We start from the raw sequence: 26,231 nt of genomic DNA, 5'->3' as shown, positions 1-26,231 counted from the left end.
GAGGATTAGCTCAGCTGGGAGAGCACCTGCCTTACAAGCAGGGGGTCGGCGGTTCGAGCCCGTCATCCTCCACCATTCATTTTTAACAGTGTTGCATCATTTGTCGGAGGGGTAGCGAAGTGGCTAAACGCGGCGGACTGTAAATCCGCTCCTTAGGGTTCGGCGGTTCGAATCCGTCCCCCTCCACCATCTTATAAAATGTTTGGGGTATAGCCAAGCGGTAAGGCAACGGATTTTGATTCCGTCATGCCCTGGTTCGAATCCAGGTACCCCAGCCATTTTTTTTATTTTTTTCTGAGCCATTAGCTCAGTTGGTAGAGCATCTGACTTTTAATCAGAGGGTCGAAGGTTCGAGTCCTTCATGGCTCACTTTTATTTTATAAATTTAGAAGTGCACTTAAATTTAAAAATTACAATCCTTTACTTATATTTATGAGTAAAGGATTTTTTGCATATTAAAGGGAAAACCGTTTTGGAAATCGAAATTTCAATAGAGAGTTTAGCTGAGCATAGAATAGCCGACCAAATATTAAAGATTTCGTAAGGGGATGGGAAAATGAATAGAAAAATTTCAATTGTAGGGGTTCCGTGTGATTATGGTCAACAACGTCGTGGGGTGGATATGGGGCCAAGTGCTATTCGATATGCAGGCTTGCAACAACGTTTAGTAAACCTAGGGTTTGAAGTTGAGGATGAAGGCAATATTCAAGTTATTGAACGAAATGCAATTGATCAGAAAGACGAAAAGCTTCTAAATTTAGATGAAGTAATTAAAGTGAATACAGCACTTGCCGAGAAAGTATATGAAGTTGTAAAAAAGGATCATACACCTCTAGTATTAGGTGGTGACCATAGTATAGCAATAGGTACGTTAGCGGGACTTTCCATGAAGTATAAAAATATGGGGGTAATATGGTTTGATGCCCATGCCGATTTGAATACGCCGGAGACAACACCTTCAGGGAATATTCATGGTATGCCTCTTGCTACAAGTATAGGGCTTGGGCATAAGCGATTGACATCTATATTACATGGAGAACCAAAAATTAAAGCAGAAAATATAATCATAATTGGCGGGCGCTCAATTGATGAGGGAGAACGTGAATTAATAAAAACGCGTGGCATTAAGATTTATACGATGCATGAAATTGACCGACTTGGAATGACACATGTAATGGAAGAAACGGTGAATTATTTTAAACAAAATCAAATAGATGGTATGCATTTATCTCTTGACCTTGATGCACTGGATCCTTTATACACACCCGGAGTTGGAACGCCTGTAGCCGGGGGAATTACCTATCGGGAAAGTCATCTAGCAATGGAGATGATTCAGGAATCAGGATTGTTGACGTCTGCAGAGTTTGTGGAAGTGAATCCTATACTGGATGAACGCAATAAAACGGCTGATGTAGCAGTTGCGTTAATTGGTTCTTTGTTTGGTGAAACTTTAGTATGAATATTGTGAAAAAATGGGTATAGCATAATGAAATTTGTTATAATGAGAACACATATTTTTGAGGAAATACAAAATAATTTTTTTTGAAAATGAAACCTTTTAAGAAACAATCCGTATATATAGAACAGCTGATAAGGTGGAGAGGAAAGACAAATGGATGCGTTAGTAAATAAAAGAATAAAGCAAGTGCTTAAAGGTGATCAAAACGCATATGCCGACATTGTTAACCTCTACCAGCACAAGCTGTACCAAGTGTGTTTTCGAATGCTTGGAAATAAACAAGAAGCAGAAGATATTGCACAGGAGGCATTTATACGTGCCTATATTAATCTACACTCGTATGATCAAAATCGAAAATTTTCAACATGGCTTTATCGTATAGGTACGAATTTATGTATCGACCGTATTCGTAAAAAGAAGCCAGATTACTATTTAGATGCCGAAGTTGCTGGGACAGAAGGATTGGATATGTATTCACAGATTGCTGCGGATGAGCAATCGCCTGAAGCAGCTATTGAACAAATGGAGCTTCAGGACAGAATTCAATTTGAAATCAGTCGCCTTCCTGACAAATATCGTTCGGTGATTGTATTAAAATATATTGAGGAGTTATCGCTCCAGGAAATTAGTGAAATTTTAGATATGCCGCTTGGTACAGTAAAAACCCGTATTCACCGTGGTCGTGAAGCGTTGAGAAAGCAGTTAAACAATTTGTAGGAGGAAGATACGCATGAAAACGTGTGCATCACAATTCGTGGATTATATGCACGAATATTTAGATGGTGATATTAGTCGTGAGCATGAACAATCATTGAAACAACATTTGCAGACATGCCCGGATTGCCAACAACATATGCATGAATTAAGTGACACGGTTGCGTTTATCAAGAGTGCAGCGCATATTACTGCCCCTCCAAGCTTTGAGGAACAAGTAATAAGTCGTTTACCGAAACGCAAAAGTTCTGTCGGCATAAAACGTTGGTTCCGTCAGCATCCGATGCTCGTTGCTGCTGCATTATTTTGCTTGTTTATGAGCGCTACAGTGCTAGGTAGTTTCCCGAACGACAATCAATTTTCTGTGACAAAACAGCCAAATATAGTTGTTGAAGGGCAAACGGTAACAGTTCCCGCTGGTGAAGTTGTTAAAGGTGACATCGTTGTGAAAAACGGCGATATCATTATTGAAGGGGAAGTAGATGGGAATGTTACAGTAATAAATGGAAACTATATGGCTTCCACTGCAGTAGTTACAGGACAAGTCGAGGAAATCGATGAAATGTTCGAGTGGTTATGGTATAAAATTAAAGATGGCTTTAATGATTTGATGGCGGTCTTTAGCAATAAATAAATATCAGTTTTACTGAAAACCACATAAAAATAATTTTTTCCTGACGAATAGTGAAACTTTCTTCAAAAAAATGACGTTCTATTATAAAAAGCAAAGTCTACTCGTTTGGGTAGACTTTTTTCTGTTATGAAAGTTAATCATTGCCGGAATTATGCTATACTAAAGGCAATATGGATTAGCTATAAAAGGTGGGGGATGCCACATGCAAATAATTGAACAATTTACAGACATTGCTGCTGTAGAGATGATTTTTAAAGTGTTGGACGTACTGCTTGTATGGTACGTAGTTTATAAGGCATTAACCCTCATTAAAGGAACGAAAGCCGTTCAATTATTAAAAGGGTTGCTGATTGTTGTTTTGGCAAAGTTTGCTACCTATGTTTTTGGTCTAGATACACTAGATTGGCTATTACAGGAAGTAATTGATTGGGGTTTCTTAGCGATCATTATTATATTCCAACCGGAAATTCGCCGGGCACTTGAGCAAATAGGGCGTGGGAAGCTTTTCCAACGTACTAATAATCAACAGGATGACGAACAAACGCGTTTAATCGAAGCGGTAAAAAAATCTGTGAGCTATATGGCAAAACGTCGTATTGGAGCACTTATCTCAATTGAAAAAGATACTGGTCTAAATGAATATGTAGAAACAGGCATTAAAATGGATGCCGCGCTTTCTTCGGAGTTGCTAATAAACATTTTCATCCCAAACACACCTATGCACGATGGGGCTGTGATTATCCAGAAAAACCAAATTTCAGCTTCTGCCTGTTATTTACCGTTATCTGAAAGTGCATTCATTTCTAAGGAGCTTGGAACAAGGCACCGTGCTGCACTCGGATTAAGTGAAGTGACAGATGCGATTACAATTGTTGTATCAGAGGAAACAGGTGCAATTAGTATTACAGCAAATGGTAACTTGCATCGTAACCTTACTATGACAGAATTTGAAGAACTATTACGTAAAATGTGGTTTGGTCCTGAGCAAGATTCTAACTTAGCCTCTAAGTGGACTTGGGGAGGGAAAAAGAATGGATAAATTATTCGATAGCCCGTGGATGCTTCGTTTAACAGCATTATTTTTAGCTGCTGCTCTATTTTTATATATTCAAACTGAAGATAATCGAGCAGCAGATTCTGGTTCATCAAATGAAACAGATGTTATTACAAATGTGCCGCTGGAAGTGTATTATGATTCAGATAGTCTGTTTGTTACAGGGCTTCCCGAAACCGTCGATGTAAAAATTTCTGGACCGAAGGCAATTGTTTTAACAACAAAGCTTGAAAAGGATTACAAATTATTTGTCGATTTAAACTCATTGTTAATCGGTGAACATAGCGTTACAATACAGCAGGAAAACTTTTCTGAAAAACTAAATGTATCAATTGAACCGAAAATCGTTAATGTGACAATTGAAGAAAAAATTACCGAGCAGTTTCGTATAGAGCCTGAGATGAATAAAAGCCTTGTCGCCGAAGACTTCATCGTAAATAGGATGAGTGTAGAACCGACGAAAGTTGCCATTACCGGTGCAAAAAGTGTGATTGATAACATAAGCTTTGTAAAGGCAACAATTACAGGTGAAAAAGGTTTAAAAGAATCATTTGAGCAAGAAGCTACTGTAAAGGTTCTTGACCGTGATTTGAATAAACTGGATGTGCGTGCTAATCCAGATAAGGTCAATGTCAAAGTAGAAATTAATGAATATAGTCGGGAAGTCCCGATTACATTGGTTGAAATTGGGGAATCAGTAGATGGGCTTAAGATTGAAAAGTTGTCGTCAGAGCCATCCCGGATCACTGTTTATGGGCCGAAAGCGGCAGTGGATGCTTTGGAAGAAGTCAATGTAGAAGTATCTCGTGAAAAAATTACCGAGTCTGGCTCCTATGATTTTAAAATTCCACTTCCAACAGGTGCAACAAAGTTATCGCAGAATAAACTTACGGTATATGCAGATGTATCAGGCGAGCCTGTTCGTGAAGAGGAAAGCGAAGCCAATGCAGAGGAAAGTGTTGACAACGCGGAGTAAAACTTAACTACCAATAAAAACAATCAGTCCACATTAGGTGGTAAATTTAAAACGTATGTAATTTAAGCGTTGAAGGAGAGAAAAAGTAATGGGTAAATATTTCGGAACAGATGGCGTCCGCGGTGTCGCAAATAGTGAGCTAACACCTGAGTTGGCGTTTAAACTAGGTCGTATTGGCGGCTATGTGCTAACGAAGGATGCTAAAGATCGCCCGAAAGTATTAATTGGACGAGATACACGTATTTCTGGAGAAATGTTGGAAGGAGCACTTATAGCAGGTCTTCTTTCGATTGGTGCAGAAGTTATGCGTTTAGGAGTGATTAGTACACCAGGTGTTGCTTACCTTACACGTGTCATGAATGCAGAAGCAGGTGTTATGATTTCAGCTTCGCACAATCCTGTGGCAGATAACGGCATTAAATTTTTTGGTCCAGATGGCTTTAAATTAACTGACGCACAAGAAGCAGAAATCGAAAGCCTAATCGATGCAGAAGAAGATACATTACCACGTCCTGTAGGAGCTGCTGTTGGTTCAGTGACAGACTACTTCGAGGGTGGACAAAAATATATTTCATACTTAAAACAAACTGTGGATGAAGATTTTGAAGGTTTACACGTTGCTTTAGATTGTGCGCATGGGGCAACTTCATCTTTAGCAACACATCTGTTTGCAGACTTAGAGGCTGATATTTCCACTATGGGTGCTTCTCCAGATGGCCTGAATATTAATGAAGGTGTCGGTTCGACTCATCCGGAAAAATTAGCTGAATTTCTCCTAGAGCGTAATGCAGATGTTGGCTTGGCCTTTGATGGAGATGGTGACCGTTTAATAGCAGTTGATGAGAATGGAACAATTGTCGATGGTGACCAAATTATGTTTATCATCGGAAAGCATTTACAAGCAAAAGGTCGCTTAAACAAAGGTACGGTCGTTTCTACTGTAATGAGTAACATGGGCTTCTACAAAGCATTAGAAGAGCATGAGATGACAAGTATCCAAACAGCTGTAGGTGACCGCTATGTAGTAGAGGAAATGCGCGCTAATGAGTATAATCTGGGCGGCGAACAGTCAGGTCACATCGTATTTTTAGATTACAATACAACAGGTGATGGACTTTTAACGGGTATTCAATTAGTGAGCATAATGAAAGCAACAGGTAAAAAACTATCTGAGCTTGCAGGCGAAATGACAATCTACCCGCAAAAACTAATTAATGTTCGTGTCACAGATAAACATGCAGTAACACAAAATGAAAAGGTTGCAGCAGTAATAGCGGAAGTGGAAGCAGAAATGGCCGGCAATGGTCGTGTATTAGTTCGCCCTTCAGGTACTGAGCCTTTAGTACGTGTGATGGTAGAAGCAGCTTCTGCGGAGGCTTGTGAAGAATATGTTACCCGCATTGCAGATGTAGTAAGCGCAGAAATGGGTTTAGCTGAATAATATAGAATAAGGCATCGGGAGTAATGGAAACATTGCTTTCGGTGTTTTTTTGTCATTTCAATATACCCGTATGCCGTTACTTAATGATAACTAGTAAACATGAATATAGTTTAGCAAATGTTTTAATTCATAAAGTTAAGGGAAATGATATAGTGTACCCTAATAAGACGAAGGAGTGTTTTACATTGGCTAAAATTGCAACATTAATTACAGATAAGTTTGAAGATGTGGAATTCACAAGTCCGAAAGAAGCACTAGAGGCTGCAGGGCATACACTTGTGACGATTGATAAAGAAGGTAATAAATCCGTTACAGGTAAAAATGGTGAGGCTACAGTTCAAATCGATAAAGGTGTGGCAGATGTAAACCCTGCAGACTTTGATGCGCTGTTTATCCCAGGAGGCTTCTCACCTGATTTACTTCGAGATGATGATCGTGTCGTAGCATTTGCAAAATACTTTATGGATGAAAAGAAACCTGTATTTGCGATTTGCCATGGACCACAGTTATTAATTACGGCGAAGTCCTTAGAGGGAAGAGATACGACAGGTTATAAATCGATTAAAGTGGATTTAGAGTATGCAGGTGCAAAATTCCATGATGAGGAAGTATTTGTTTGTCAGGAACAGCTTGTGACAAGCCGTACTCCAGATGATTTACCTGCATTTAACCGTGAAATCGTGAAGTTATTAAAAGATAAGGCACTGTAATAGTGCTCTTGGCATAAGATAAAATAATAGTGCATATCCCGTTTGGAAGTCATTGGAGTGAATGAATAAATCAGTGGGCAGCACAATTCTTCACTGATGCTTTATTCCAATGACAAAACGGGATTTTTTTCTATGAAGCGCTTACATTAGATGCAGAGGATTGACGTATGAATTTGATTATGTGTATGATGGAAATGCTCTTGGAAAAAACTATTTCTTGAGTTGCGCTAAAGGAGAGGAAAATTGCGCATAAAATAAAATCGGAAAAAAAGTAAAAGCGCCAGAGCTAAGGAAATCGAGCGGACGTTAATCCTTAGCTGACGAGGTGGAGGTTTATCGAAATTTCGGCGGATGCCTCCCGACCGCACATGCCCGGTTGTAACTTTCGTTTTTAAAACAGAAAAGCGATTTTCTGCACAGAAGAACGAAATGGCATACAAATAAAAAATACTAACAAGCTACATCACCTTTTAAAGAGTAGGAATTTTATAGATGAGTGGATCTTGCTAAAAGAGAGCAAAGAACATCTTCTAAATTAACATTCCTAAAGCGCATTCGGCGAAAAAAAGGTAGATTGCGTAGTCTGCTTTCTTATTGCCAAAAGTCGCTTAGATATAGCTGTTGCATCGGAGGAAATGGATTATGTGTGGAATTGTAGGATATAATGGCGTATTAGACGCAAAGGAAATTTTGTTAAAAGGTTTAGAGAAACTAGAATACCGTGGCTATGACTCAGCGGGGATTGCTGTGCATAATGAAGAGGGAATTACGATCTTTAAAGAAAAGGGTCGTATTGCAGATTTGCGTAAAGCAGTAGATGGCGATGTTGAAGCTGCAGTAGGAATTGGTCATACACGTTGGGCAACTCACGGTGTACCAAATCGCTTAAACGCTCACCCTCATACGAGTGCATCAGGAAGATACACACTTGTACACAATGGTGTTATTGAAAACTATCACTTATTACAAAAAGCTTATTTAAAAGGCATAAAAATGTCTTCAGATACAGATACAGAAGTTATTGTACAGCTAGTTGATTTATTTGCCAAAGAAGGATTATCAACTTTAGAAGCATTCCGTAAAACTTTATCTTTAGTGCATGGTTCATATGCATTAGCGCTTTTAGATAATGAAGATGTTGAAACAATCTATGTTGCGAAAAACAAATCTCCTTTATTAGTAGGTGTGGGAGAAGACTTTAATGTTATCGCTTCAGATGCAATGGCGATGCTGCAAGTTACAGATCAATTTATCGAATTACATGATAAAGAAGTTGTTACTGTTCGTAAAGACAAGGTAGAGATATCTACTTTAAATGGTCGTTCGGTTGAGCGTGCACCATATACAGCAGAACTAGATGCTTCTGATATTGAAAAGGGTACTTACCCTCACTACATGTTAAAGGAAATAGATGAACAGCCTACTGTTATCCGTAAAATTATTCAAGCTTATGAACAGGGCGAGGATGTAACGGTTGATGCCGATATATTAAAAGCATTGGCTGAAGCGGACCGTTTATATATTATTGCAGCAGGTACGAGTTACCATGCTGGCTTGATTGGTAAACAGTACTTTGAAAAAATTGCGGGTATTCCAGTAGAGGTGCATATTTCAAGTGAATTTGGCTACAACATGCCATTACTTTCGAAAAAGCCTTTATTTATCTTTATTTCGCAATCAGGTGAAACAGCAGATAGCCGTCAAGTATTAGTGAAAATTAAGGAACTTGGCTATAAGTCATTAACTGTAACGAATGTTCAAGGTTCTACGCTTTCACGAGAAGCGGACTATACATTACTGTTACATGCTGGTCCGGAAATTGCAGTTGCTTCAACTAAAGCCTATGTTGCACAGGTAGCTGTGTTAGCGGTAGCAGCTTATGCAGTTGCGAAGGAGACAGGTGTGGCACTTGATTTCGATCTAAAACAAGAACTCGCAATTGTTGCAAACGGTATTCAAACGATTATTGATTCTAAAGATGAAATGGAGCAAATTGCGGAGGATTACTTGAAAATCGCACGCAATGCATTCTTCATTGGTCGTAACATGGACTTCTGTGTATCGTTAGAAGGCGCCTTAAAGCTAAAAGAAATTTCTTATATTCAAGCTGAAGGTTTCGCAGGCGGTGAATTAAAGCACGGTACAATTGCTTTAATTGAAGAAGGGACACCTGTATTTGCTTTAGCAACACAAAAAGACGTAGCACTTAATATTCGTGGTAATGTGAAAGAGGTTGTTGCGCGCGGTGCCAATGCATGCATTATTGCAATGGAAGGTATGGAAGAAGAAGGAGATTGCTTAGTCCTTGCTCCTGTACATGAACTATTAACACCACTTGTATCGGTTGTACCGCTACAGTTAATTAGTTACTATGCGGCTCTTCACCGCCGTTGTGATGTGGATAAACCACGTAATCTAGCAAAATCGGTTACAGTTGAGTAGAATGATAAAAACAACCTCTATTGGTGAAATATCCATAGAGGTTTTTTTATATATCTTTGACTAAAAAATCGATTGAAAATGTGCCTAGAAAAAACCAAGAAATATTGATGTTGATTTGATAATGGTCCTAATATGCATAAGTAAAGATACCTTCTGTCTCCACCCCCCTATTTAACGAGGGGTTTTTTTAGTATATTTAGATAAAAATGAGATATCCAGCTCATTTTTTCCGTCTAATAAATATAGAAAGGAGGCGGGCGAATGGATATTGAATATTACGTAGAGCAATACGGGGATTATTTATATCGCATTGCCTACATTTATACGAAAGATCGACAAGCAGCGGAAGAAGTAGTGCAGGATGTTTTTATTAAACTGTATGAAACGCAACAGTTTGAACAGAAAAGCTCGGAGAAAACATACTTAACGAAAATGACGATTAACCGTTGCTATGATTATTTGCGAAAATGGAAAGCGAAAAAAGCCCAGATTGTTCATTACTTTATGAAGCAGGAGCCTAGTGGTGAGCAGGTAGTAGTGGAGGGTGAGGAGCGCGATGTAATTGTAGAAGCAATTTTGAAGCTGCCTTTAAAGTACCGGGAAGTGTTATTACACTACTACTATGATGATTTGTCTATTGCAGAAGTGGCATCTTACATTAATATTCCGGAATCGACAGTAGCTACGAGACTGCAAAGAGCACGTCAAAAACTGAAAGATCAATTGCCAGCAATCGAATGGGAGGTGTTGCGTGATGTATAATTTAAAACAACGATTAGAACCAATACGTTTAACGAAAGCGCAAAAGCAGCAAATGATTGCCAATGCGAAAAGACCGTCAAAGAAAGAGCCATCATACATACCGGTAATTTTACCCGCTTTTCTTATTTTAAGTGTCTTTTTTGTGAGTATTAGTTTTGCGCCAGACAGCTGGACACTTCAGCCGACGACAGCTTCTAGTGGCAGTGAATCACCGTTTCACAATATATCATTAGCAGTCGTACTTTGGTCAGTGGTAAGTTCGATTGAGCTGATTGTGATTTATTTTATCGGAAAAGCTTGTATAGCCAATACGAAACGTTGGCAAACAAATGAAAGAGTACAAGAATGGAATGCTTTTTTATCAAAGCCGATTCAACCTAAAATTGCGGTGATCCTCATACTTCTTCTTTTATGGGCAGGAACGATTTATTTTGCGAGCCTTTGGTATAGCCAGTTAATTTTTGTCATATTATCCGTAGTTTTGGTGACATTATGGGTTTTATATGATGCCCGGGAACGAGAACAGTCACATTGTCCCCATTGTGAGACCCCATTTACACGAAAACAAATTTTCCGTAAAACCTATATGCCCTATCGTGAAAAATGCGATTCTTGCCAAAAAATTATTTATTTAGAGGGTAATGCCTCACAAAGTACAATGAGATATGCACTAATACCATTAGCACCGATCTGGCTACAAAATTTCCTGTCACTTCACTTTGCCTATGTATTGTTATTTTCAGCGCTAATTGTTGTCTCCTTAACATATTTTTATACACCGCTTATGGTACAGTTTACTAATCGTGATACGACAATGGATGATTTTAAGAAGTGAGAAGCTTAGCAAAATATGCTAAGCTTTTTTCGTCTTTTTAGCAGTCAGCTTCGTTTATATAGAGAAGGGAGGGAGAACGTTTGAAATCTTCCGGGTTCATTGAAGAAGTGATGCATACTTATACCGACTACCTGTTTCGCATTGCCTATTATTACGTAAAAGATTCACATATGGCAGAAGATATTGTACAGGATGTGTTCATGAAATTATATTGTTCGAACTATGTGGAACAAGGCGAACTAAAGGCGTATTTATCTCGCATAACAGCGAATGCGTCAAAAGATTATTTAAAGAGTTGGGCGTACCGCAAAATCAAGTTAACCGAAAAGTTATTTTCAAAAGAAAATGTTTTACATAGAGATCGCCTAGTGCACCAGGAAGAATTAAATACAATCGACAAAGCGATATTAGCATTGCCTCTAAAGCAAAGGGAGGCAATTGTTTATTACTATTTAGAAAGTTTATCGACCAAGGAAATTTCGGAGCTTGTAGAACGTCCTGAAAGTACAGTGAAATCGAGGCTAAAGAGTGGACGGGATTTGCTGAAGCAAAATCTTGCAAAAGAAGAATGGGAGGTGCTTTTACATGACTAATTATCGTTTAACACCACTTCGAGATACATCAGAGAATAAAAAGCGCATTATGGAACATATGCGAAACAATATGTCTTCACCCAAACCAAGAACTAAACGTAATTGGATGCCGGCGCTTATTGCTGTTTTCACGCTTGTCGTTGCTATATTTTTGATCGGTCCTTCTATGTATCAGGCGTTATTTAATAAACAAGATTTTACGATTGAGAAAGTTGTATTTCCTGAAACAGCGTATGATGCATTAAATAACTCGTCTTATCTTGATGAGACAAATGAATTTATTTATCGGACAGAGCGCGGATTTTATTCATTTGATGTTACTAGTAAGCAAGAAAAATTATTGGTAGAAACAACTCACTGGGGTTATGACTATGGAGTATCAGAAAATTGGGTAGTTTGGGCACAAGCTGTTGAAAATGAGGAGAAACTTCATGTATTGAATCGTCAAACGAATGAAGTCCAAATATATGAGACGGATTACTTTTATGGGATTGAAGTGAAGGACGATACATTATTTTTTATGGGGGTCACGAGAATTGATGGGAATTCTTCAACTGCTGCCTATAAAATGATGGATTTGAAAACGGGAGAAATCAAAGAGTTGAGAAAACTTCATGGAGAAGGGGGGAGTAGTCTTCCTGAAATTAATGGGAGTCTTATCGTTACTTCTGAAACAGTAGAAGGAGAAAGCGGTATGTCGACAGTAATTACCGTACAAGATTATAAAGAAATAAACGATTATGGAAACTATACAGTGCCCTATCGATCTGTTCAAAATTTGCAGTTAAAAGAAAATCACGTTTACGGTTATATGTGGAATGAAGGAGACGATGAGCCTTTTGTCGGTTCAATTGATATGGAAAGCGGTCAATTCCATGCAATTAAAACTTCTTTCGAGGTACATGACTTTGCAACAGATGGTGAGAATTTTGCTGTTTCGGTACAAAGAGGCGACAGCAATACAGTATGGCTCTTTGAAAATAATGATGGTGCATTAAAGCGAGTATCTAAATTGCCAAGTATTAAAGAACGTCTTGTTTTACCGAGATTTACGGAAGCCGGTACACTTGTCTTAAATGGAGAAGGACCAGATCGTGCCATGTACTTAATACGATTTAAATAGTGTATAAAATGAGCATTTAGCGTCCATTTGAATTGCAATCCCAACATGGGGATTCCCAATTTCCCAGTTTAGCTTTACACACTAAGGGTAAATACGTTAATAGCTAGGAGGGATAGACAATGAATACTAAATTTAAGATGGGCATTATTTCTCTATCTGCTGCATTAGCACTTGCTGCGTGTGGCGGGGAAGGGGATGAAGATACTACTCAAAATAAAACAACACAGGAAGAAACAAACGGAATGTTAAATGAACAAAGTGAAGGTGCAGAAAATGATAGCGAGAAAGACATGGATCATTCTTCAATGAACCATTCGGGGACAGGCGAAGTACCAGAAAATTTAAAAGAAGCCCAAAATCCAACATTTCCTGTTGGAAGCAACGCAGTGATTCAAACCAATCACATGCCTGGTATGAAAAATGCGGAAGCCACAATTGCAGGAGCTTTTGATACAACGGTATACACGGTTTCCTATACACCGACTACGGGAGGAGAAACCGTTAAAGATCATAAATGGGTTATTCATGAAGAAATAGAGGACGCAGGTGAAGCGCCTTTAGAATCGGGAGAAGAAGTATTACTTGATGCGGATCATATGGAAGGAATGCAGGGAGCAACTGCCATAATAGATTCAGCTGTAGAAACAACGGTTTATATGATTGATTTTACTTCCACAACAGGAGAACAAGTAAAAAATCATAAATGGGTAACAGAAAGCGAACTATCTTCTAAATAAAATCAGAAAGGTGTCCATGTAAAGGTGGGCATCTTTTTTTATTTGCGAAAAAACAAGAGTTCTATGGATGTTTACAAATCCCGTTCCGAAACAATTACTTCTAATAGTATTTAAACCTACTTCAAATGCTACTAAGAAAAAAATTTTATATAACATGAAATTGATAATATTATTCTAAAAACATATTTTACCAATTAGAGAAAATTTAGAATATTCAGCATACTTTAGGCGACTAAATCGTAATTCGATAGGTTATTTAAATTTAACCCATATAAACGAATAATCCTAAATTACACATTAACTATAAATATTTGTTAAGTTTTATAACATGGATAAAGTAATTGTATGGTTTTTAGCGATATTGACCATTAAAAATTAGCGTGATATATTCCTTTTATGTTAGAAAGACTAACATTGAATCTATTTTGGAGGTGTAATGTTCATGAAAAAATTATTTAACCTTAGAAAAGGGCTAGTCCTGACTTCTCTACTCTCTATGCTATTTTTAGCAGCATGCAATAGCGAAGAGAGTGATAAGGATGCTAGTGCAGCGGGAAAAGATACGATTAAATTAGGTCTATTAGAAGATCACTCAGGAGACTTTTCATTAATCGGACTACAAAAATTACATGCTGCTGAATTAGCTGTATCGGAAATTAATGAAAGCGGTGGACTATTAGGTAAACAAGTTCAATTAATTGCTCCTGATACGCAGTCAGATAACACCAAATTCCAGGAGTTAGCTAGAAAACTTATTTTACAAGATGAGGTGGATGTATTGATGGGGGCTGTGTCAAGTGCATCTCGTGAAGCCATTCGACCAATCGTCGAGCAAAACAAAATACTATACTTCTATAACAATCAATATGAAGGTGGGGTTGCAAGTAAATATACCTTTGCAACTGGAGGCGTTCCTGAACATCAAATTCAAACATTAATGGAAGGCTTAATTAAAGACTATGGTCCAAAAGTTTATGTAATTGCAGCTGATTATAACTTCGGTCAGATTTCAGCGGATTGGGTATATAAAGAAACTGTCGAGAATGGTGGAGAAATTGTAGGAGAAGAATTCATACCACTAGGTGTTTCACAATTTAGTAGCACAATCTCCCGTATAAAAGATGCAGATCCGGATGTATTAATTACGTTATTAGCTGGTGCGGAACAATCTGCTTTTTATGGTCAATGGGCAAATTCAGGCGTTAGAGATATTCCAATGGGTACTACGGTTAATATGGCACAGGCCTATGAACATTTGAGGTTCCAGCCGCCAGCATTAGAAAATATGTATGTAACTGCAACATTTATGGAGGAGTTAGGTAAAAGTGATTTAGAAATTGCACCAAAAGCTCAGGAATTTGTTGATAAGTTTTATAAAATGTTCCCTGACGATAAATATGTAGGGATGGAAGCAGAAGCTGAATATTCGGCAATTATGCTTTGGGCTAAAGCGGTTGAAAAGGCCGGTACTACTGAAACTGATGCTGTAATTGAAGCATTGGAAACTGGAATTAGTTATGATGGCCCTGCTGGTTTAGTCACTATCGATGGTAAAACTCATCATGCAATTCGAAATGTTTATTTAGCTCATAGCGGTAAAGGGCATGAGATTACTTTCCCTAAGCAATGGGAGGCAATTGTACCTGATTGGCTTTCAACTGAAAAGGGTGTTGATTTAACTACTAAACCTGAATTTGTACAATATAATCCACTTGATTAAAAATTGATGAAAGGCGTTTTTAAAGCGCCTTTCACAAAAAGGGGGTAGAATCTATGAAATCATTTGAGCTTTTGTATCAGTTTATGGATAACTTTGCCTTCCTTGTTTTATCGGCAGTAGGCTTAGCTATTATTTTTGGAATGATGGGGATTATAAACCTGGCTCATGGTGAATTTATTATGTTAGGTGCCTATACAGCAAGTATTGCTGTAATGAGTGGGGTACCCTTCATATTAGCAATTGTACTGAGTGTTTTAGTTGTTGGCTTAATAGGCTTTATAATCGATAAATTAATAATCAGTAAATTATATGGTAGAACGATAGATTCGGTAGTTGTAACTTTTGGTATAAGCATGGTATTAGGTCAGTTAATGCTTATCGTATTTGGACCTTCGATGCAAAGTCCTGCTACACCATTAGGAGCGGTAACGATCTTCGGTAGCTCCTACTCCGTATACAGAATTTGTTTGTTTTTTGTAGCTGTATTTATTCTAATTTTCATCTATTGGTTATTTATGCATACTCGCTTTGGTCTATTATCGAGAGCTACTATCCAAAAAAATGATATAGCAAAATCATTAGGGGTTAATACTGAAAAATACTATTCTTTAACATTCGTACTAGGTTCTGCTTTAGCAGGTTTAACAGGTGCTTTATACGCAGCGACAATGACGGTTTCTCCGACATTTGGAAATGGATTTTTAACGCCAAGTTTCGTAACGGTTATTGTAGGTGGTGCCAACGCTTTAATAGGAACAGTTATGTCTGGGACAATGCTTGGAATCGTTAATACAGGTGTAGATTATATATGGGGAACACTTTATGGTCGTTTAGGTTTATTAGTTGTAACAATTTTAGTCATTAGATTATTGCCTCTTGGTTTATCTGGCTTCGTTGAATCAAAATTTCTAAAGGTAAGGGGTAAATAATATGCAAAATAAACTATTTAAATTAAACACTGAAAATATAGTGATGATTGGATTATTTTTAACTCTATTAATTTATCCTCTAATGACTACTGCATACAATGTATTGAATCTGTCCTATTTTCTAACGATGGTTTTATTATCAATAAGTGTAAGCCTGGTCTGGGGGTATGGTGGCATCTTTAGTTTTGGACAAGCTTTGTTTTTTGGACTAAGCGGTTATTTTTACGCCATCTTAACGATGAACATTAATAATGCACAATTTAATTTTATTGCACTGATTATTGGTGTTTTATTTGGTGCTTTAATTGCTACAGTTATAGGTTACTTTATTTTCTACGGAGGCATTAACGATGTATTTGTAGGGTTAATTACATTGTGTTTGGCAGTTGGAATCGAAACATTTTTAGCGCAAACTGCAGGACCACAATGGAAGATAGGTAATATTTTATTAGGCGGTTTTAACGGTATTAATGGAATACCTACAATTCAAATGGGCAGTTTTGTGCTACAGGGCAATAGTTTATATTACTTCATTCTCCTAGCCATAATAGCTGTATTTATCGGGATTAAATATTTGATGATTTCAAGATACGGTTATGCTCTTATTGCCATTCGTGAAAATCGTGATCGTACACAACTGTTAGGCTATAACGTTCCAAAATATCAACTTGCTGTATTTGCATTAGGTGGAGCAATTGCTGCTTTAGGCGGGATATTATACGCCATCTGGGGGAGTTATTTAACACCTGCAACATTAAACTTAACTGCTGCAACACTCCCTATAGTTTTAGTAGCTGCTGCTGGTCGTAAAAATCTTTCTGCAGGGATTATTTTTACTTTAATTTATTATTGGGGTTCACAACAACTTGCTGCTTCCGGTAACCAATATGCACTGATTATTTTAGGAGTGGTGTTAATAGTTGTAATGTTATTTGTGCCTAATGGCCTTATTCAAACGCTATTTTCATTAAGTGATAAAGGTGTTAGCTCCCTTTATCAACAACTTCAAAAAAACCCGAAAAAGAGGGGGGCTTTACAAGATGCAAGTACAAAATAGTGAACCTATATTGAAGTTATCAAATGTTGGTAAATCCTTTGGAGGGTTAAGAGCTGTAGATGAAGTGGATTTAGTTATTAGAAAAGGGGAGCTGCATTGCTTAATTGGCCCCAATGGCGCAGGGAAAAGTACTATTTTTAAAATGATCATGGGAATCTTTGACCCGAGTGATGGTCAAATATTGTACAAAGGTAAATCACTTGCACATATGAAGAAGTGGGATCGTTTTAAAGAAGGGATTAGCATAAAAATGCAGGTGCCGGGTGTTTTTGGAGACCTTACAGTTTATGAAAACTTAAGAATTGCTGCACAACGTACGTATTCAAAAAAGGCATTAGAGGAAAAAATAAATTACTTATTGGAAGAATTTAATTTAACACACTTAAAAGGTGAAACGGTTAATAATTTGTCGCATGGTCAACAACAATCTTTAGAGATGGGGATGGCAATCGCAAATGACCCTACGTTGCTTCTATTGGATGAACCTGTCGCTGGAATGGGACCTGAAGAAACTCAATTTATCTCAAACTTAATTAAAAAGATAAATAACAATGGAATTACGATTCTATTCATAGATCACGATATGGAGTTTGTTCGGTCTCTAGCACAACAAGTTACAGTATTACACTTAGGTAAAAAATTTGCTGAAGGGACGATTGAAGATATTGAAAACAATGAAAAGGTAGTAGAGATCTACCTTGGACAATCGTAGGAGGTGGTCTAATGCTGAAAATCAATAATATGGAAGCAGGATATGGAAAAATAATGATTGTGCGGGATTTAGATTTAGTTATAGAATCCAAAGAAATTGTTTCTATAATAGGTCGTAACGGAATTGGAAAGAGCACATTAGTTAAGTCAATTATTGGCTTAGTTCCTATAAATAAAGGGGAGCTAATTTATAATTCAAAAGCTGTAACGAATAAAAAAGCTCATGAGCGTGCATGGGAAGGTATGGGCTACGTACCACAAGGTCATCAAGTTTTTCCCATGTTAACTGTTGAAGAAAATTTAAGGATGGGAAAATTAATTAATAAGAAAAGCGGAAATTTAGACTTTGAAATAATTTATAATTATTTCCCTAAATTATTCGAAAGACGTAAACAAAAAGCAGGAACATTAAGCGGAGGCGAACAGGCAGCTTTATCATTAGGGAGGGCATTGGTAGGGAATCCTGAATTATTAATTTTAGATGAACCTACTGAAGGCATCCAGCCAAATTTGGTACAAGAAATTGGAGAAATCATTAAACAAATAAATAAAGATTTAGGTATTACCGTACTGTTGGTTGAACAGCATATTGGACTTATACAAGCTATTTCCCAACGCTGTTACGCAATGGATAAAGGGAAGATTGCCCAGGAGATTCAGGGTGATGACATAAAAAATTATGATTTACTGAAAGAGTATTTAGCAGTTTAAATAATGGAGGGATATGAAATGGTAAAAATTCAAGAGAACCAAGTAACAGTAATCACTCAACCAGGAGAACATAGCTATGTTTATTCTAAATATTTAGAACCAATTGCCGTTGTAAAACCAGGTGAGGTTGTAGAAATTCACACAAAAGATGCATTTGGCAATCGAGTTACAAATGAAAATGATCTTCCGTCTGTTGTATTGGTCGATGTAAAAGGCTTAAATCCTCAAACAGGTCCAATCTATATAGAAGGAGCAGAGCCTGGCGATACATTAGTAGTTCATATTATAGATATTCAACCTGACCGAGATTGGGCGGTTAGTGCGCTAAAAGAAAGTTTTGGCGGATTAAGTTCCACAGATTTAACTCCTTCTCTACAAGAACCACTACCTGAAAAGGTTTGGATTTATAAAATTGAGGACGGGATGGTAACTCATAATAAGCAATTATCTTTCCCATGGCGACCTTTCCTAGGAACTATTGGTACAGCACCTGAATTAGAATCAATATCTTCATTAACCCCGCATAAACATGGCGGAAACATGGATGTTCCGGATGTGAAACCAGGAAATAAAGTCTATTTACCTGTTAAAAATAAAGGGGCATTTTTCTATACTGGAGACTGTCATGCCGGTCAAGGAGATGGAGAATTATGCGGTGTAGCTCTTGAAGTATCAGCGCGCGTAACACTAAAGTTTGAACTTATTAAACAAAAAAGTATTGAATGGCCACGTATAGAAAGTGAAACAGAATATATGGTAGTAGGTAGTGCAAGGCCAATGGAGGATGCAGCTAAAATTGCGTACTCTGAGTTGATTTACTGGATGGAGGAAATGGGATGGGATAAGTTTGAAGCTTATCAGGCACTTACCCAAATCGGAAAGCTTTATGTAGGAAATATGGTAGATACAAATTACTCGCTTGTAGCGAAAATTGAAAAGAAATATGCAGATGTCATTTTAAAAGATGAATAATTGCCTCTTAATATTTCTGAATATTTAGAAAGTGTGAAGATAAAAACAATTACAGTGTTAAGTTATCTTATTGTAATTGTTTTATCTTTTTCCGATTATGGCTTATTTGTAGAAGCTAAATATCCGTTAATGTCCGTTTTAGAAAGAAGGGGCCTCTATGAAAATAATACGTATTATTGCCCAAATATTTATTTTATGGATTTTCTATTTTATAGGTCAGGTTATTGTAAGCTGGACTGGAATATTTATTCCTTCTAGTATAATTGGTCTTCTATTGCTTTGGATTTGTTTGATGACCGGTATTATAAAAGTTGAATATATTAAAGATGGAGCAAGTTTTATGATTTTATATTTAACTTTATTTTATATTCCGGCAACTGTTGGTTTGATCGAATACCCTGAATTATTAAGATTAGAAGGGATATTATTAATGGTTGCAATTTTTGTTAGTTCCGCAGTAACGCTAGTGATAACTGGAAAGGCGAGTCAATTTATAGAAAATAAAGAAGGCGAAAAAATAAATGGAGGGGACTATGCAAATCTTAATAATCATTAGTACCGTTGCATTATATATTTTAATGAATAGATTATATTTAAAAATAAATAGTCCCTTACTTGTACCATTTTTCACCGTAACCGTCTTTTCAATTGCGGTATTATTAATATTTAATATTCCATATGAGACGTATATGGCTGGAGCTGAATGGATTCAAATCATGCTTGGTCCAGCTGTGGTTTCTTTAGCATATCCTCTATATAATCAGCGTTTACTAATCAACAAGTATAAAATGGCGATTATTTCAAGTATATGCATAGCTATGCTAACAGGTTTAGTGAGTGTTTATATAATACTAAAGCTATTTAAATCCTCACAGGAATTTATTTATACAGCGTTGCCAAAGTCTATGACTACACCTGTTGCAATGCAGGTAAGTGAATCGATTGGAGGCGTTGCACCGCTGACAGCTGTACTAGTTATGATAGCAGGGTATACAGGCGTATTGCTTGGACCTTTTTTATATAAAATAGCAAAAATTAATACTCCGATTAGTCGTGGTGTTGCTATGGGTAGTGTCAGTCATGGGGCAGGGGTATCAAAACTAAAGGAATTTGGAGAAAAGGAATTATCAATAGGCTCGCTATCTATGGGACTAAGCGCAATTATTGGTGCTATTGTTGTTCCGTTTTTTTCTCTACTAATAATGTGAAAAATTAATTAAACGAAAATCATAGGATAAAAGCGTTATTCCATTTGGAGATAACGCTTTTATCTTTTTACTTACCTATTATAGATAAGTTGCATTGCTTGAGAGGTAATTAGAATATATCTATACTTTAATTATGCAATAAGTGTTGTGTAAACAATTGTTAATAGGCGGCAGAGTATATCAAAGGGGGCTTTAAAATGAAGAGTGATTCAACGTTTCAAAGAGAAGTAAAAGATTATTGGTATCCGAAATATAACAAGAATGGTTACCCTCATATTCAGCAAGGCTTCATCCTTTCTCCAGACAGGAATAAAGAATTTGACCCATTTATTTTAATGGCGGAAGACTGGTTCAAACGTGGAACATTTTCGGATCACCCACATCGAGGCTTCCAAACGGTAACGTATGTGATCGATGGAAGACTTGAACATATCGATAATGCAGGCGGATATAGCATATTAGATGCTGGCGATGTTCAATATATGAATGCAGGTTGGGCAGCTAGACATGCGGAAGAAGCTTATGATGATGATCTTATTCATACATTACAGTTATGGTTGAACCTTCCGAAAAGCCTGAAACATACAGAAACAACTTATCAAAATATATATGTAGAAGATGCGCCTGTTGTAAATTTTGAAGGGGGCTCCATTCGAGTATATTCAGGGGAGATTGCAGGAGTAACAGGCCCAATGAAAAGTTTAGTCCCGATAACGATGACGGAAATTAGCCTCCGCGAAGGAGCGGAGTATACACATGTTTTACCTGAAAACCATAATTCATTTTTATATATGCTAGCAGGAGAAATGGCGTTCGGGGATAATGAGACAACGATTACTAAAACAGGGGCAGCTACTTTGTCCTTTTACGAAGAAGGTTCAGAAACTAATCAAAGTGAGTTGAAAATCAAAGCAGTCTCGCGTTCGAAAGTGTTAATTTATTCAGGCGTTCCAATCCGTGAAGAAATTGCTCTTGGTGGACCATTTGTAATGAATACAATGGAAGAAATCAAAGAGGCATTCCGAGATTTTCAGCAAGGAAAGTTTGGCGCACCGGCCGTAAAAGAGAAGTAAGTTCAAAGGAAACCAGATGGAGTTAAATCATCTGGTTTCTTTCTATAAATTAAAATAGTAAATCAGCGATAACTTGGACAATTAATAAGAAGAAGATAATAGGAAGCAAAATCTCAATCCATTTACCCTTTAAATAAGGGATAATTTTAAGACCAATTTGGGAGCCGACGATTGATCCAACAGCTACTGGAACGGCAACCCCCCAATTAACAATCCCATAAAAAAGATAAAACAAAAATGCGGTCGTACAGCTTGCAAACATGACAAAGCGGGTCATTTCTGCAGCCATTACATAGCTGAATTGTTTTTTCAGAAAGTACGTTATATTTAAAAGCGCGGACCCCGTTCCAAGCCCGCCGTCATATATTCCTATGAGAAATGGAGCTATTAAAGTAGTTTTCTCTTCAATCTCAGGTTGTTCGTTAACAACTGATTTTTTATTACTTTTTATAACGAAAATGAACATTACGATTAATACAATACACGCTACAATATTCATCGTTTGTTCCGACAGTCTTGTTGCTAAAAAGGCTCCGCTTATACCGCCAACTGCAGCGATGAGCATGAACGGAATCATTTTTTTCAGATCCACTCTCTTTTTCATTGTCAGAACAATTACTGTCGAAAATGAAGATATGCCTGTTGCAAATTTGTTTATTGCAACGGTTGCATGGATGGGGATGCCGACCAGTAATAAGGAAGGAAGTAATACAAATCCTGCTGCTCCAAACATTACACCCACAAGTGCTGCTAGTAAACCAATTCCAAATAATATGAGACCATCAAATGATAGCCACTCCAGTAGTAAGTTTTCCAAACAAATCACCCCTAATGACAAAATACTGCTATACTACTCATAAAACAAATATATATATTTTGTTTATTCATAAATTTTAGTTATGAATGGGTGAGAATATGAATTTACATACACTAAGAATTTTTACAAATGTCGCAAAGCTAGGCAGTATTACTGAAGCGGCAAATATCCTGCATATTAGCCAGCCAGCTGTTACCGCACAGATTCGCAAACTTGAAGGGGAAATCGGGGTCAAGCTCATAACTGGAAAGGGAAGAGGGATACAACTAACCTCCGAAGGGGAATTTCTTTATGAACAAGGACTGCGCTTATTCTATTTAGAGGAACAAATTGATGAGAAATTTAAAACGTTTTTGGCGAAGAAGGAGAACGTAAAAATAGCTTCTTCCTATATATCAACGAATTATATTTTACCGTCAATAATTGCAGGTTATAAATTGGAAAACCCACAAATCGATGTATATGTATCGTTAGGTAATGTGCAGTCAGTAGAGCGGCTCGTCCTGAATTATGAAGTCGATTTTGGCTTTGTTGTACAGAGTAATATAGGTCATGAAGATTTATCCTTTGAGAAAATACTGGATATCCCATTTTGGTTTGTGGTAAATCCAACTCATCCTCTAGCAAATAAAGAAGTATCAATTTTTGAATTGAGTAGGCATGATTTTATTTATAGAGAACGGGGCAGTTCAACGCTGGATTTACTTGAGGCGATTTTTTATACACATAATTGTCCGCTACCAAAATTCGGATTACAAATGGAAGGTGTACTTGAATCAATAAAAGTCGTTGAAGCTGGTTATGGAATGGCCATTGCACCAGCCGTCAGCGTAAAGGAGAAATTGGTACAAGGCAGTCTTGCGCGTGTATTTGTAGATCAAGTAGAAATCAGTCAAAGCCTGTTTATTTGTACAAGGAAAGCCGATCAGAATGAGTATCCGTTTACTCAATTTTTAAAAAGGAAATTAGGAGACTTAGAAATCTAACTTCCCTTTATAGTGTTTAACCGTAGTTTCTATCCAAAAATAGAAGCATATAACTAGCTGCAAAAAGAATAATAGCAATTCTAGTAATAATATATATTGAAAGCTCGGATGAATTCAGCTTTCTTTCCCTTTTCATCTTTTTAAAATGTCTATAATAATAGATAGCGCACAATAATAATATTATCGCTGATATTTGATAAATGTTTTCTAATAAATTAACTATCAAAAGAATGCCTCCTCATTTCTAACGTATAAATAATTTACCGTATTTAATGAAGGTAATTTCGTGTTTCAATAATAAGTTCCACAAAATAGCACATAATCCTGTTTTTTTTGGATGCACTATTAGGAGGATTTCTATGATCTATCAATCTCTGCTAGGTAAACAGTTCGGGCAACTCCATCCAAAATTGCAGCATCGATATACAATGCCCTTTTATGCAAAGGGCGTCATGCATGAGATTCAAACAGGTTCTCCATTTATAAAGCCTGTTTATCTACTCGGAAAGTATGTGAATTTCCTGTTTCCTGAAAACGGCAAAAACATTCCTTTTACACTTAAAAACACATGGGATGGCAAGGACACTGTAATATTTGAAAGAACTTTTTACTTTCCTGCCGCAACAAGAACCTTTACAACTGCAATGCATGTTAATTTAAACAATCTAACAGCACGAGATTATTTAGGTAAACCCGCCATTGTATCCGCGGATTTAGAATTTTTCACAACGAAAGATGGTGGTCTTATTACAAAATCCGGGGCACAAAAGCTTGTCGCACGTACTGTTGAAATTCCGCTACCTTCGATTTTAGAAGGGCGTGGCAGCGCGGTAGAAAGCTTTGATGAACAAAAACAAATGTATACAATTGAAATTGCTACCTATAATCCCCTATTCGGTAAAATTGTCAGCTATATTGGGGAGTTCGAAGAAACAGAACCTTTTTAGCAGTTTTTCTGCACGAGATTTAATCAATAAAACAAAGAGAAAAAATTTTTTGGAATAGTAATCGCTTACAAAATTGACACACATAAACAGATGGAATAATCTGAAAATATAACATCTGGAGGTGTGTACAATGAAGCTTTTAACCAATCCTAAGCCATTCAAAGAATTAATCCCAAAAGTTTTGCAAGTCATTTTGAATATTGGTTTAACGGTACTGGCGTTAGCTCTATGCGTCATGCTCATCGTCGAGATGGTCGAGTTTTTAAAGTTTATAATTAACAGTGGGAAGCAAGAGTATAAATACTTTTTAGCAAAAATTTTAGTTTTCTTTCTGTATTTCGAGTTTATAACAATGATTGTGAAATACTTTAAAGAGGATTATCATTTCCCGCTTCGTTACTTTATGTACATCGGGATTACGGCAATGCTCCGGCTCATTATTGTCGAACATGATTCTGCATTAGATACACTTATTTTCGCAGGAGTTATATTAATTTTAATCATTGGTTACTATATTATTAATATAACTCCAAGAGAGAGACCAGTGAAGAAATATTAAAGACAGTGATTATAAGTTTCAAGTCTTGAAAGGGCTTGAGGCTTATTTTAAAGTGTAATAGCAAGTTCTTTAATTCGTAACTACATTTATTAGCCACTTATCATCCGCATCTTTTGAAACAATAAGTTTCACTTGAATATCTTTAAATATAATTTCCCCTTCTTTTCGGACTGTTGCCGCCATATTAACCGTATCTATATAACGAATATCTTTGTAAGAAGCGATATATTTTAGCACCTCATTATTTGAAAGGGATTTCAGCTTTTCAACTGCAACGTCTGCATTAATACCTAACTTTATAAATTCCCTCACAAGAGTGGATTGATTAAAAAAGGTTAGCTCATCTCTATCAGCCTTTACTAGCATATTGGCAAACTGTGAACGCTTAATGGGCGTACTAGGTTTAAAGTTGCCATCCTGATAGCCAGATATAATTCCGAGTGTTTCAAGTGTGGCAATTTGTTGTCCCCATGGATCCGTAAAGTAATTGCCGTTAAAGATATCCGATTTAACAGCTCCATTTTCTTTGTAACTGTGACGCTGAATTAATGGAATGTCATAGGCTTTTATAATGATTCCGGCAAATTGTCCGCGTGTTAAAGGTTGATTTATACCAAATGCCCAGTCGGAAGAATTTCCGACAGTATAGCCACGCATTATCCCATTAAAGAACAGTCTATCAATATAAGGGTAAAATTGATCTGTCTTCGGCACGTCTATATAGTCGATTCCATAATACAAATCTGAGTATTCTACCTCTTTTAAGCGATTGTCCAATGCCTTTGTCAATATACTGGAAACTTGCCCGCGTGTAATATTTTCATAAGGTCTAAAATTAGGCAAAGTTCCACTAATGGCCTTTTGATCCAATAAATATTGAACAGATGGATAAAAGTTATCGGATTTCTTGACGTCTTTGTAATGTACGTTTGCTGCATTTGCGCCGGCACTTGTCGAAAATAACAATCCCAATGCTATACTAAGAGATACAAAAGTTCTTTTCATTTATCCAGCTCCTTTAATTATTTGGGTTAATTTTCCTTTAACATACCATATTATTA

At 36.9% G+C, this 26,231-nt stretch carries 27 protein-coding genes and 3 tRNA genes; 28 read left to right on the top strand and 2 right to left on the bottom strand.

Translation table 11 applies throughout. The annotated features are described in order from the left end of the window. Positions 1-105 precede the first annotated feature (105 nt). The 25 genes from H9635_RS16880 (at position 106) to H9635_RS16760 (ending at position 21,861) form a co-directional block, all read left to right on the top strand. Positions 106-189, top strand: a tRNA-Tyr gene (locus H9635_RS16880). Positions 190-203: 14 nt separating this feature from the next. Next, positions 204-278: transfer RNA gene (locus tag H9635_RS16875), tRNA-Gln, on the top strand. An 18-nt stretch (positions 279-296) separates the two neighbouring features. Further along, positions 297-369: transfer RNA gene (locus H9635_RS16870), tRNA-Lys, on the top strand. A gap of 187 nt (positions 370-556) precedes the next feature. After that, positions 557-1,459: an arginase gene (gene rocF / locus H9635_RS16865; RefSeq protein WP_191701472.1), complete on the top strand. Its 903-nt coding sequence runs from the start codon at positions 557-559 to the stop codon at positions 1,457-1,459. Positions 1,460-1,612: 153 nt separating this feature from the next. Then, entirely contained in the window at positions 1,613-2,176 is a 564-nt protein-coding gene (sigW, locus tag H9635_RS16860; RefSeq protein WP_191701471.1) for an RNA polymerase sigma factor SigW, read from the top strand. A 13-nt stretch (positions 2,177-2,189) separates the two neighbouring features. Then, positions 2,190-2,807: a zf-HC2 domain-containing protein gene (locus tag H9635_RS16855; RefSeq protein WP_191701470.1), complete on the top strand. Its 618-nt coding sequence runs from the start codon at positions 2,190-2,192 to the stop codon at positions 2,805-2,807. Between the two features lie 202 nt (positions 2,808-3,009). Further along, positions 3,010-3,846, top strand: coding sequence for a diadenylate cyclase CdaA (gene cdaA, locus H9635_RS16850; protein ID WP_191701469.1), 837 nt, complete (start codon positions 3,010-3,012; stop codon positions 3,844-3,846). Beyond that, positions 3,839-4,837 carry a CdaR family protein gene (locus tag H9635_RS16845; protein WP_191701468.1) on the top strand — a complete coding sequence of 333 codons (999 nt, stop codon included), beginning with the start codon at positions 3,839-3,841 and terminating at the stop codon, positions 4,835-4,837. The genes cdaA and H9635_RS16845 overlap by 8 nt, the downstream gene beginning before the upstream one ends. A gap of 88 nt (positions 4,838-4,925) precedes the next feature. Beyond that, positions 4,926-6,278: a phosphoglucosamine mutase gene (glmM, locus tag H9635_RS16840; RefSeq protein WP_191701467.1), complete on the top strand. Its 1,353-nt coding sequence runs from the start codon at positions 4,926-4,928 to the stop codon at positions 6,276-6,278. 185 nt (positions 6,279-6,463) lie between these two features. Beyond that, positions 6,464-6,988: a type 1 glutamine amidotransferase domain-containing protein gene (locus H9635_RS16835; protein ID WP_191701466.1), complete on the top strand. Its 525-nt coding sequence runs from the start codon at positions 6,464-6,466 to the stop codon at positions 6,986-6,988. 642 nt (positions 6,989-7,630) lie between these two features. Then, on the top strand, positions 7,631-9,430 hold the full coding sequence (gene glmS / locus H9635_RS16830; RefSeq protein WP_191701465.1) for a glutamine--fructose-6-phosphate transaminase (isomerizing): 1,800 nt from the start codon (positions 7,631-7,633) through the stop codon (positions 9,428-9,430). A 261-nt stretch (positions 9,431-9,691) separates the two neighbouring features. Next, entirely contained in the window at positions 9,692-10,192 is a 501-nt protein-coding gene (locus tag H9635_RS16825) for an RNA polymerase sigma factor (RefSeq protein ID WP_191701464.1), read from the top strand. Further along, entirely contained in the window at positions 10,185-11,027 is an 843-nt protein-coding gene (locus H9635_RS16820) for a TIGR04104 family putative zinc finger protein (RefSeq protein WP_191701463.1), read from the top strand. The genes H9635_RS16825 and H9635_RS16820 overlap by 8 nt, the downstream gene beginning before the upstream one ends. Before the next feature lie 80 nt (positions 11,028-11,107). Then, complete coding sequence (locus H9635_RS16815) at positions 11,108-11,620, top strand: RNA polymerase sigma factor (protein WP_225231366.1); 513 nt, start codon at positions 11,108-11,110, stop codon at positions 11,618-11,620. Continuing rightward, positions 11,613-12,743, top strand: a complete 1,131-nt coding sequence (locus H9635_RS16810) for a hypothetical protein (RefSeq protein ID WP_191701462.1) — start codon at positions 11,613-11,615, stop codon at positions 12,741-12,743. Before H9635_RS16815 ends, H9635_RS16810 begins: the two co-directional genes overlap by 8 nt. A 119-nt stretch (positions 12,744-12,862) precedes the next feature. Continuing rightward, positions 12,863-13,480 carry a YdhK family protein gene (locus H9635_RS16805; protein ID WP_225231365.1) on the top strand — a complete coding sequence of 206 codons (618 nt, stop codon included), beginning with the start codon at positions 12,863-12,865 and terminating at the stop codon, positions 13,478-13,480. Between the two features lie 442 nt (positions 13,481-13,922). Next, positions 13,923-15,200 (top strand): urea ABC transporter substrate-binding protein, encoded by a 1,278-nt coding sequence (locus tag H9635_RS16800; RefSeq protein WP_191701461.1) that lies wholly within the window; start codon positions 13,923-13,925, stop codon positions 15,198-15,200. Between the two features lie 53 nt (positions 15,201-15,253). After that, positions 15,254-16,129, top strand: a complete 876-nt coding sequence (locus H9635_RS16795) for an ABC transporter permease subunit (protein ID WP_191701460.1) — start codon at positions 15,254-15,256, stop codon at positions 16,127-16,129. Between the two features lies 1 nt (position 16,130). Further along, positions 16,131-17,186: an ABC transporter permease subunit gene (locus H9635_RS16790; RefSeq protein WP_191701459.1), complete on the top strand. Its 1,056-nt coding sequence runs from the start codon at positions 16,131-16,133 to the stop codon at positions 17,184-17,186. Next, positions 17,170-17,898 carry an ABC transporter ATP-binding protein gene (locus H9635_RS16785; protein ID WP_191701458.1) on the top strand — a complete coding sequence of 243 codons (729 nt, stop codon included), beginning with the start codon at positions 17,170-17,172 and terminating at the stop codon, positions 17,896-17,898. The genes H9635_RS16790 and H9635_RS16785 overlap by 17 nt, the downstream gene beginning before the upstream one ends. Positions 17,899-17,909: 11 nt before the next feature. Continuing rightward, on the top strand, positions 17,910-18,608 hold the full coding sequence (locus tag H9635_RS16780; protein WP_191701457.1) for an ABC transporter ATP-binding protein: 699 nt from the start codon (positions 17,910-17,912) through the stop codon (positions 18,606-18,608). Between the two features lie 18 nt (positions 18,609-18,626). Continuing rightward, a complete protein-coding gene (locus H9635_RS16775) occupies positions 18,627-19,580 on the top strand; it encodes an acetamidase/formamidase family protein (protein WP_191701456.1) in 954 nt (317 codons plus the stop codon). A 157-nt stretch (positions 19,581-19,737) separates the two neighbouring features. Next, positions 19,738-20,136 carry a CidA/LrgA family protein gene (locus H9635_RS16770; RefSeq protein ID WP_191701455.1) on the top strand — a complete coding sequence of 133 codons (399 nt, stop codon included), beginning with the start codon at positions 19,738-19,740 and terminating at the stop codon, positions 20,134-20,136. After that, positions 20,114-20,788 (top strand): LrgB family protein, encoded by a 675-nt coding sequence (locus H9635_RS16765; RefSeq protein WP_225231364.1) that lies wholly within the window; start codon positions 20,114-20,116, stop codon positions 20,786-20,788. Before H9635_RS16770 ends, H9635_RS16765 begins: the two co-directional genes overlap by 23 nt. Before the next feature lie 197 nt (positions 20,789-20,985). Then, positions 20,986-21,861, top strand: a complete 876-nt coding sequence (locus tag H9635_RS16760; RefSeq protein ID WP_191701453.1) for a pirin family protein — start codon at positions 20,986-20,988, stop codon at positions 21,859-21,861. A gap of 49 nt (positions 21,862-21,910) precedes the next feature. On the opposite strand, the gene H9635_RS16755 is transcribed toward H9635_RS16760, so the two are convergent. Then, positions 21,911-22,687 (bottom strand): sulfite exporter TauE/SafE family protein, encoded by a 777-nt coding sequence (locus tag H9635_RS16755; RefSeq protein WP_318245225.1) that lies wholly within the window; start codon positions 22,685-22,687, stop codon positions 21,911-21,913. Between the two features lie 89 nt (positions 22,688-22,776). On the opposite strand from H9635_RS16755, the gene H9635_RS16750 reads away from it, so the two are divergent. The 3 genes from H9635_RS16750 to psiE all read left to right on the top strand — a co-directional run bounded on the left by H9635_RS16750 (position 22,777) and on the right by psiE (position 25,170). Continuing rightward, positions 22,777-23,664, top strand: a complete 888-nt coding sequence (locus H9635_RS16750; RefSeq protein ID WP_191701451.1) for a LysR family transcriptional regulator — start codon at positions 22,777-22,779, stop codon at positions 23,662-23,664. 359 nt (positions 23,665-24,023) lie between these two features. Then, positions 24,024-24,611: a DUF4166 domain-containing protein gene (locus H9635_RS16745; protein ID WP_191701450.1), complete on the top strand. Its 588-nt coding sequence runs from the start codon at positions 24,024-24,026 to the stop codon at positions 24,609-24,611. Positions 24,612-24,741: 130 nt separating this feature from the next. After that, positions 24,742-25,170: a phosphate-starvation-inducible protein PsiE gene (psiE, locus tag H9635_RS16740; protein ID WP_191701449.1), complete on the top strand. Its 429-nt coding sequence runs from the start codon at positions 24,742-24,744 to the stop codon at positions 25,168-25,170. Between the two features lie 69 nt (positions 25,171-25,239). Here the strand turns inward: psiE and H9635_RS16735 are convergent, their stop codons facing one another. After that, positions 25,240-26,175 carry an S-layer homology domain-containing protein gene (locus H9635_RS16735; protein WP_191701448.1) on the bottom strand — a complete coding sequence of 312 codons (936 nt, stop codon included), beginning with the start codon at positions 26,173-26,175 and terminating at the stop codon, positions 25,240-25,242. Positions 26,176-26,231: the final 56 nt, after the last annotated feature.

Origin of the sequence: Solibacillus faecavium (assembly GCF_014836905.1) — a bacterium.
Taxonomy (GTDB): domain Bacteria; phylum Bacillota; class Bacilli; order Bacillales_A; family Planococcaceae; genus Solibacillus; species Solibacillus faecavium.
The sequence above is the reverse complement of the archived record's forward strand: the minus strand, read 5'-3'. Positions and strand labels throughout refer to the sequence as shown.

Bases quoted from the DNA above. Each gene is read 5' to 3' on its own strand.
- H9635_RS16780 (WP_191701457.1), top strand. From the start codon at position 17,910: ATGCTGAAAATCAATAATATGGAAGCAGGATATGGAAAAATAATGATT.
- H9635_RS16805 (WP_225231365.1), top strand. From the start codon at position 12,863: ATGAATACTAAATTTAAGATGGGCATTATTTCTCTATCTGCTGCATTA.
- glmM (WP_191701467.1), top strand. From the start codon at position 4,926: ATGGGTAAATATTTCGGAACAGATGGCGTCCGCGGTGTCGCAAATAGT.
- H9635_RS16790 (WP_191701459.1), top strand. From the start codon at position 16,131: ATGCAAAATAAACTATTTAAATTAAACACTGAAAATATAGTGATGATT.
- H9635_RS16825 (WP_191701464.1), top strand. From the start codon at position 9,692: ATGGATATTGAATATTACGTAGAGCAATACGGGGATTATTTATATCGC.
- psiE (WP_191701449.1), top strand. From the start codon at position 24,742: ATGAAGCTTTTAACCAATCCTAAGCCATTCAAAGAATTAATCCCAAAA.
- sigW (WP_191701471.1), top strand. From the start codon at position 1,613: ATGGATGCGTTAGTAAATAAAAGAATAAAGCAAGTGCTTAAAGGTGAT.
- cdaA (WP_191701469.1), top strand. From the start codon at position 3,010: ATGCAAATAATTGAACAATTTACAGACATTGCTGCTGTAGAGATGATT.
- H9635_RS16785 (WP_191701458.1), top strand. From the start codon at position 17,170: ATGCAAGTACAAAATAGTGAACCTATATTGAAGTTATCAAATGTTGGT.
- H9635_RS16855 (WP_191701470.1), top strand. From the start codon at position 2,190: ATGAAAACGTGTGCATCACAATTCGTGGATTATATGCACGAATATTTA.
- H9635_RS16775 (WP_191701456.1), top strand. From the start codon at position 18,627: ATGGTAAAAATTCAAGAGAACCAAGTAACAGTAATCACTCAACCAGGA.
- H9635_RS16765 (WP_225231364.1), top strand. From the start codon at position 20,114: ATGCAAATCTTAATAATCATTAGTACCGTTGCATTATATATTTTAATG.
- H9635_RS16810 (WP_191701462.1), top strand. From the start codon at position 11,613: ATGACTAATTATCGTTTAACACCACTTCGAGATACATCAGAGAATAAA.
- H9635_RS16735 (WP_191701448.1), bottom strand. From the start codon at position 26,175: ATGAAAAGAACTTTTGTATCTCTTAGTATAGCATTGGGATTGTTATTT.
- H9635_RS16760 (WP_191701453.1), top strand. From the start codon at position 20,986: ATGAAGAGTGATTCAACGTTTCAAAGAGAAGTAAAAGATTATTGGTAT.
- H9635_RS16795 (WP_191701460.1), top strand. From the start codon at position 15,254: ATGAAATCATTTGAGCTTTTGTATCAGTTTATGGATAACTTTGCCTTC.
- glmS (WP_191701465.1), top strand. From the start codon at position 7,631: ATGTGTGGAATTGTAGGATATAATGGCGTATTAGACGCAAAGGAAATT.
- H9635_RS16800 (WP_191701461.1), top strand. From the start codon at position 13,923: ATGAAAAAATTATTTAACCTTAGAAAAGGGCTAGTCCTGACTTCTCTA.
- H9635_RS16770 (WP_191701455.1), top strand. From the start codon at position 19,738: ATGAAAATAATACGTATTATTGCCCAAATATTTATTTTATGGATTTTC.
- H9635_RS16750 (WP_191701451.1), top strand. From the start codon at position 22,777: ATGAATTTACATACACTAAGAATTTTTACAAATGTCGCAAAGCTAGGC.
- H9635_RS16820 (WP_191701463.1), top strand. From the start codon at position 10,185: ATGTATAATTTAAAACAACGATTAGAACCAATACGTTTAACGAAAGCG.
- H9635_RS16845 (WP_191701468.1), top strand. From the start codon at position 3,839: ATGGATAAATTATTCGATAGCCCGTGGATGCTTCGTTTAACAGCATTA.
- H9635_RS16745 (WP_191701450.1), top strand. From the start codon at position 24,024: ATGATCTATCAATCTCTGCTAGGTAAACAGTTCGGGCAACTCCATCCA.
- rocF (WP_191701472.1), top strand. From the start codon at position 557: ATGAATAGAAAAATTTCAATTGTAGGGGTTCCGTGTGATTATGGTCAA.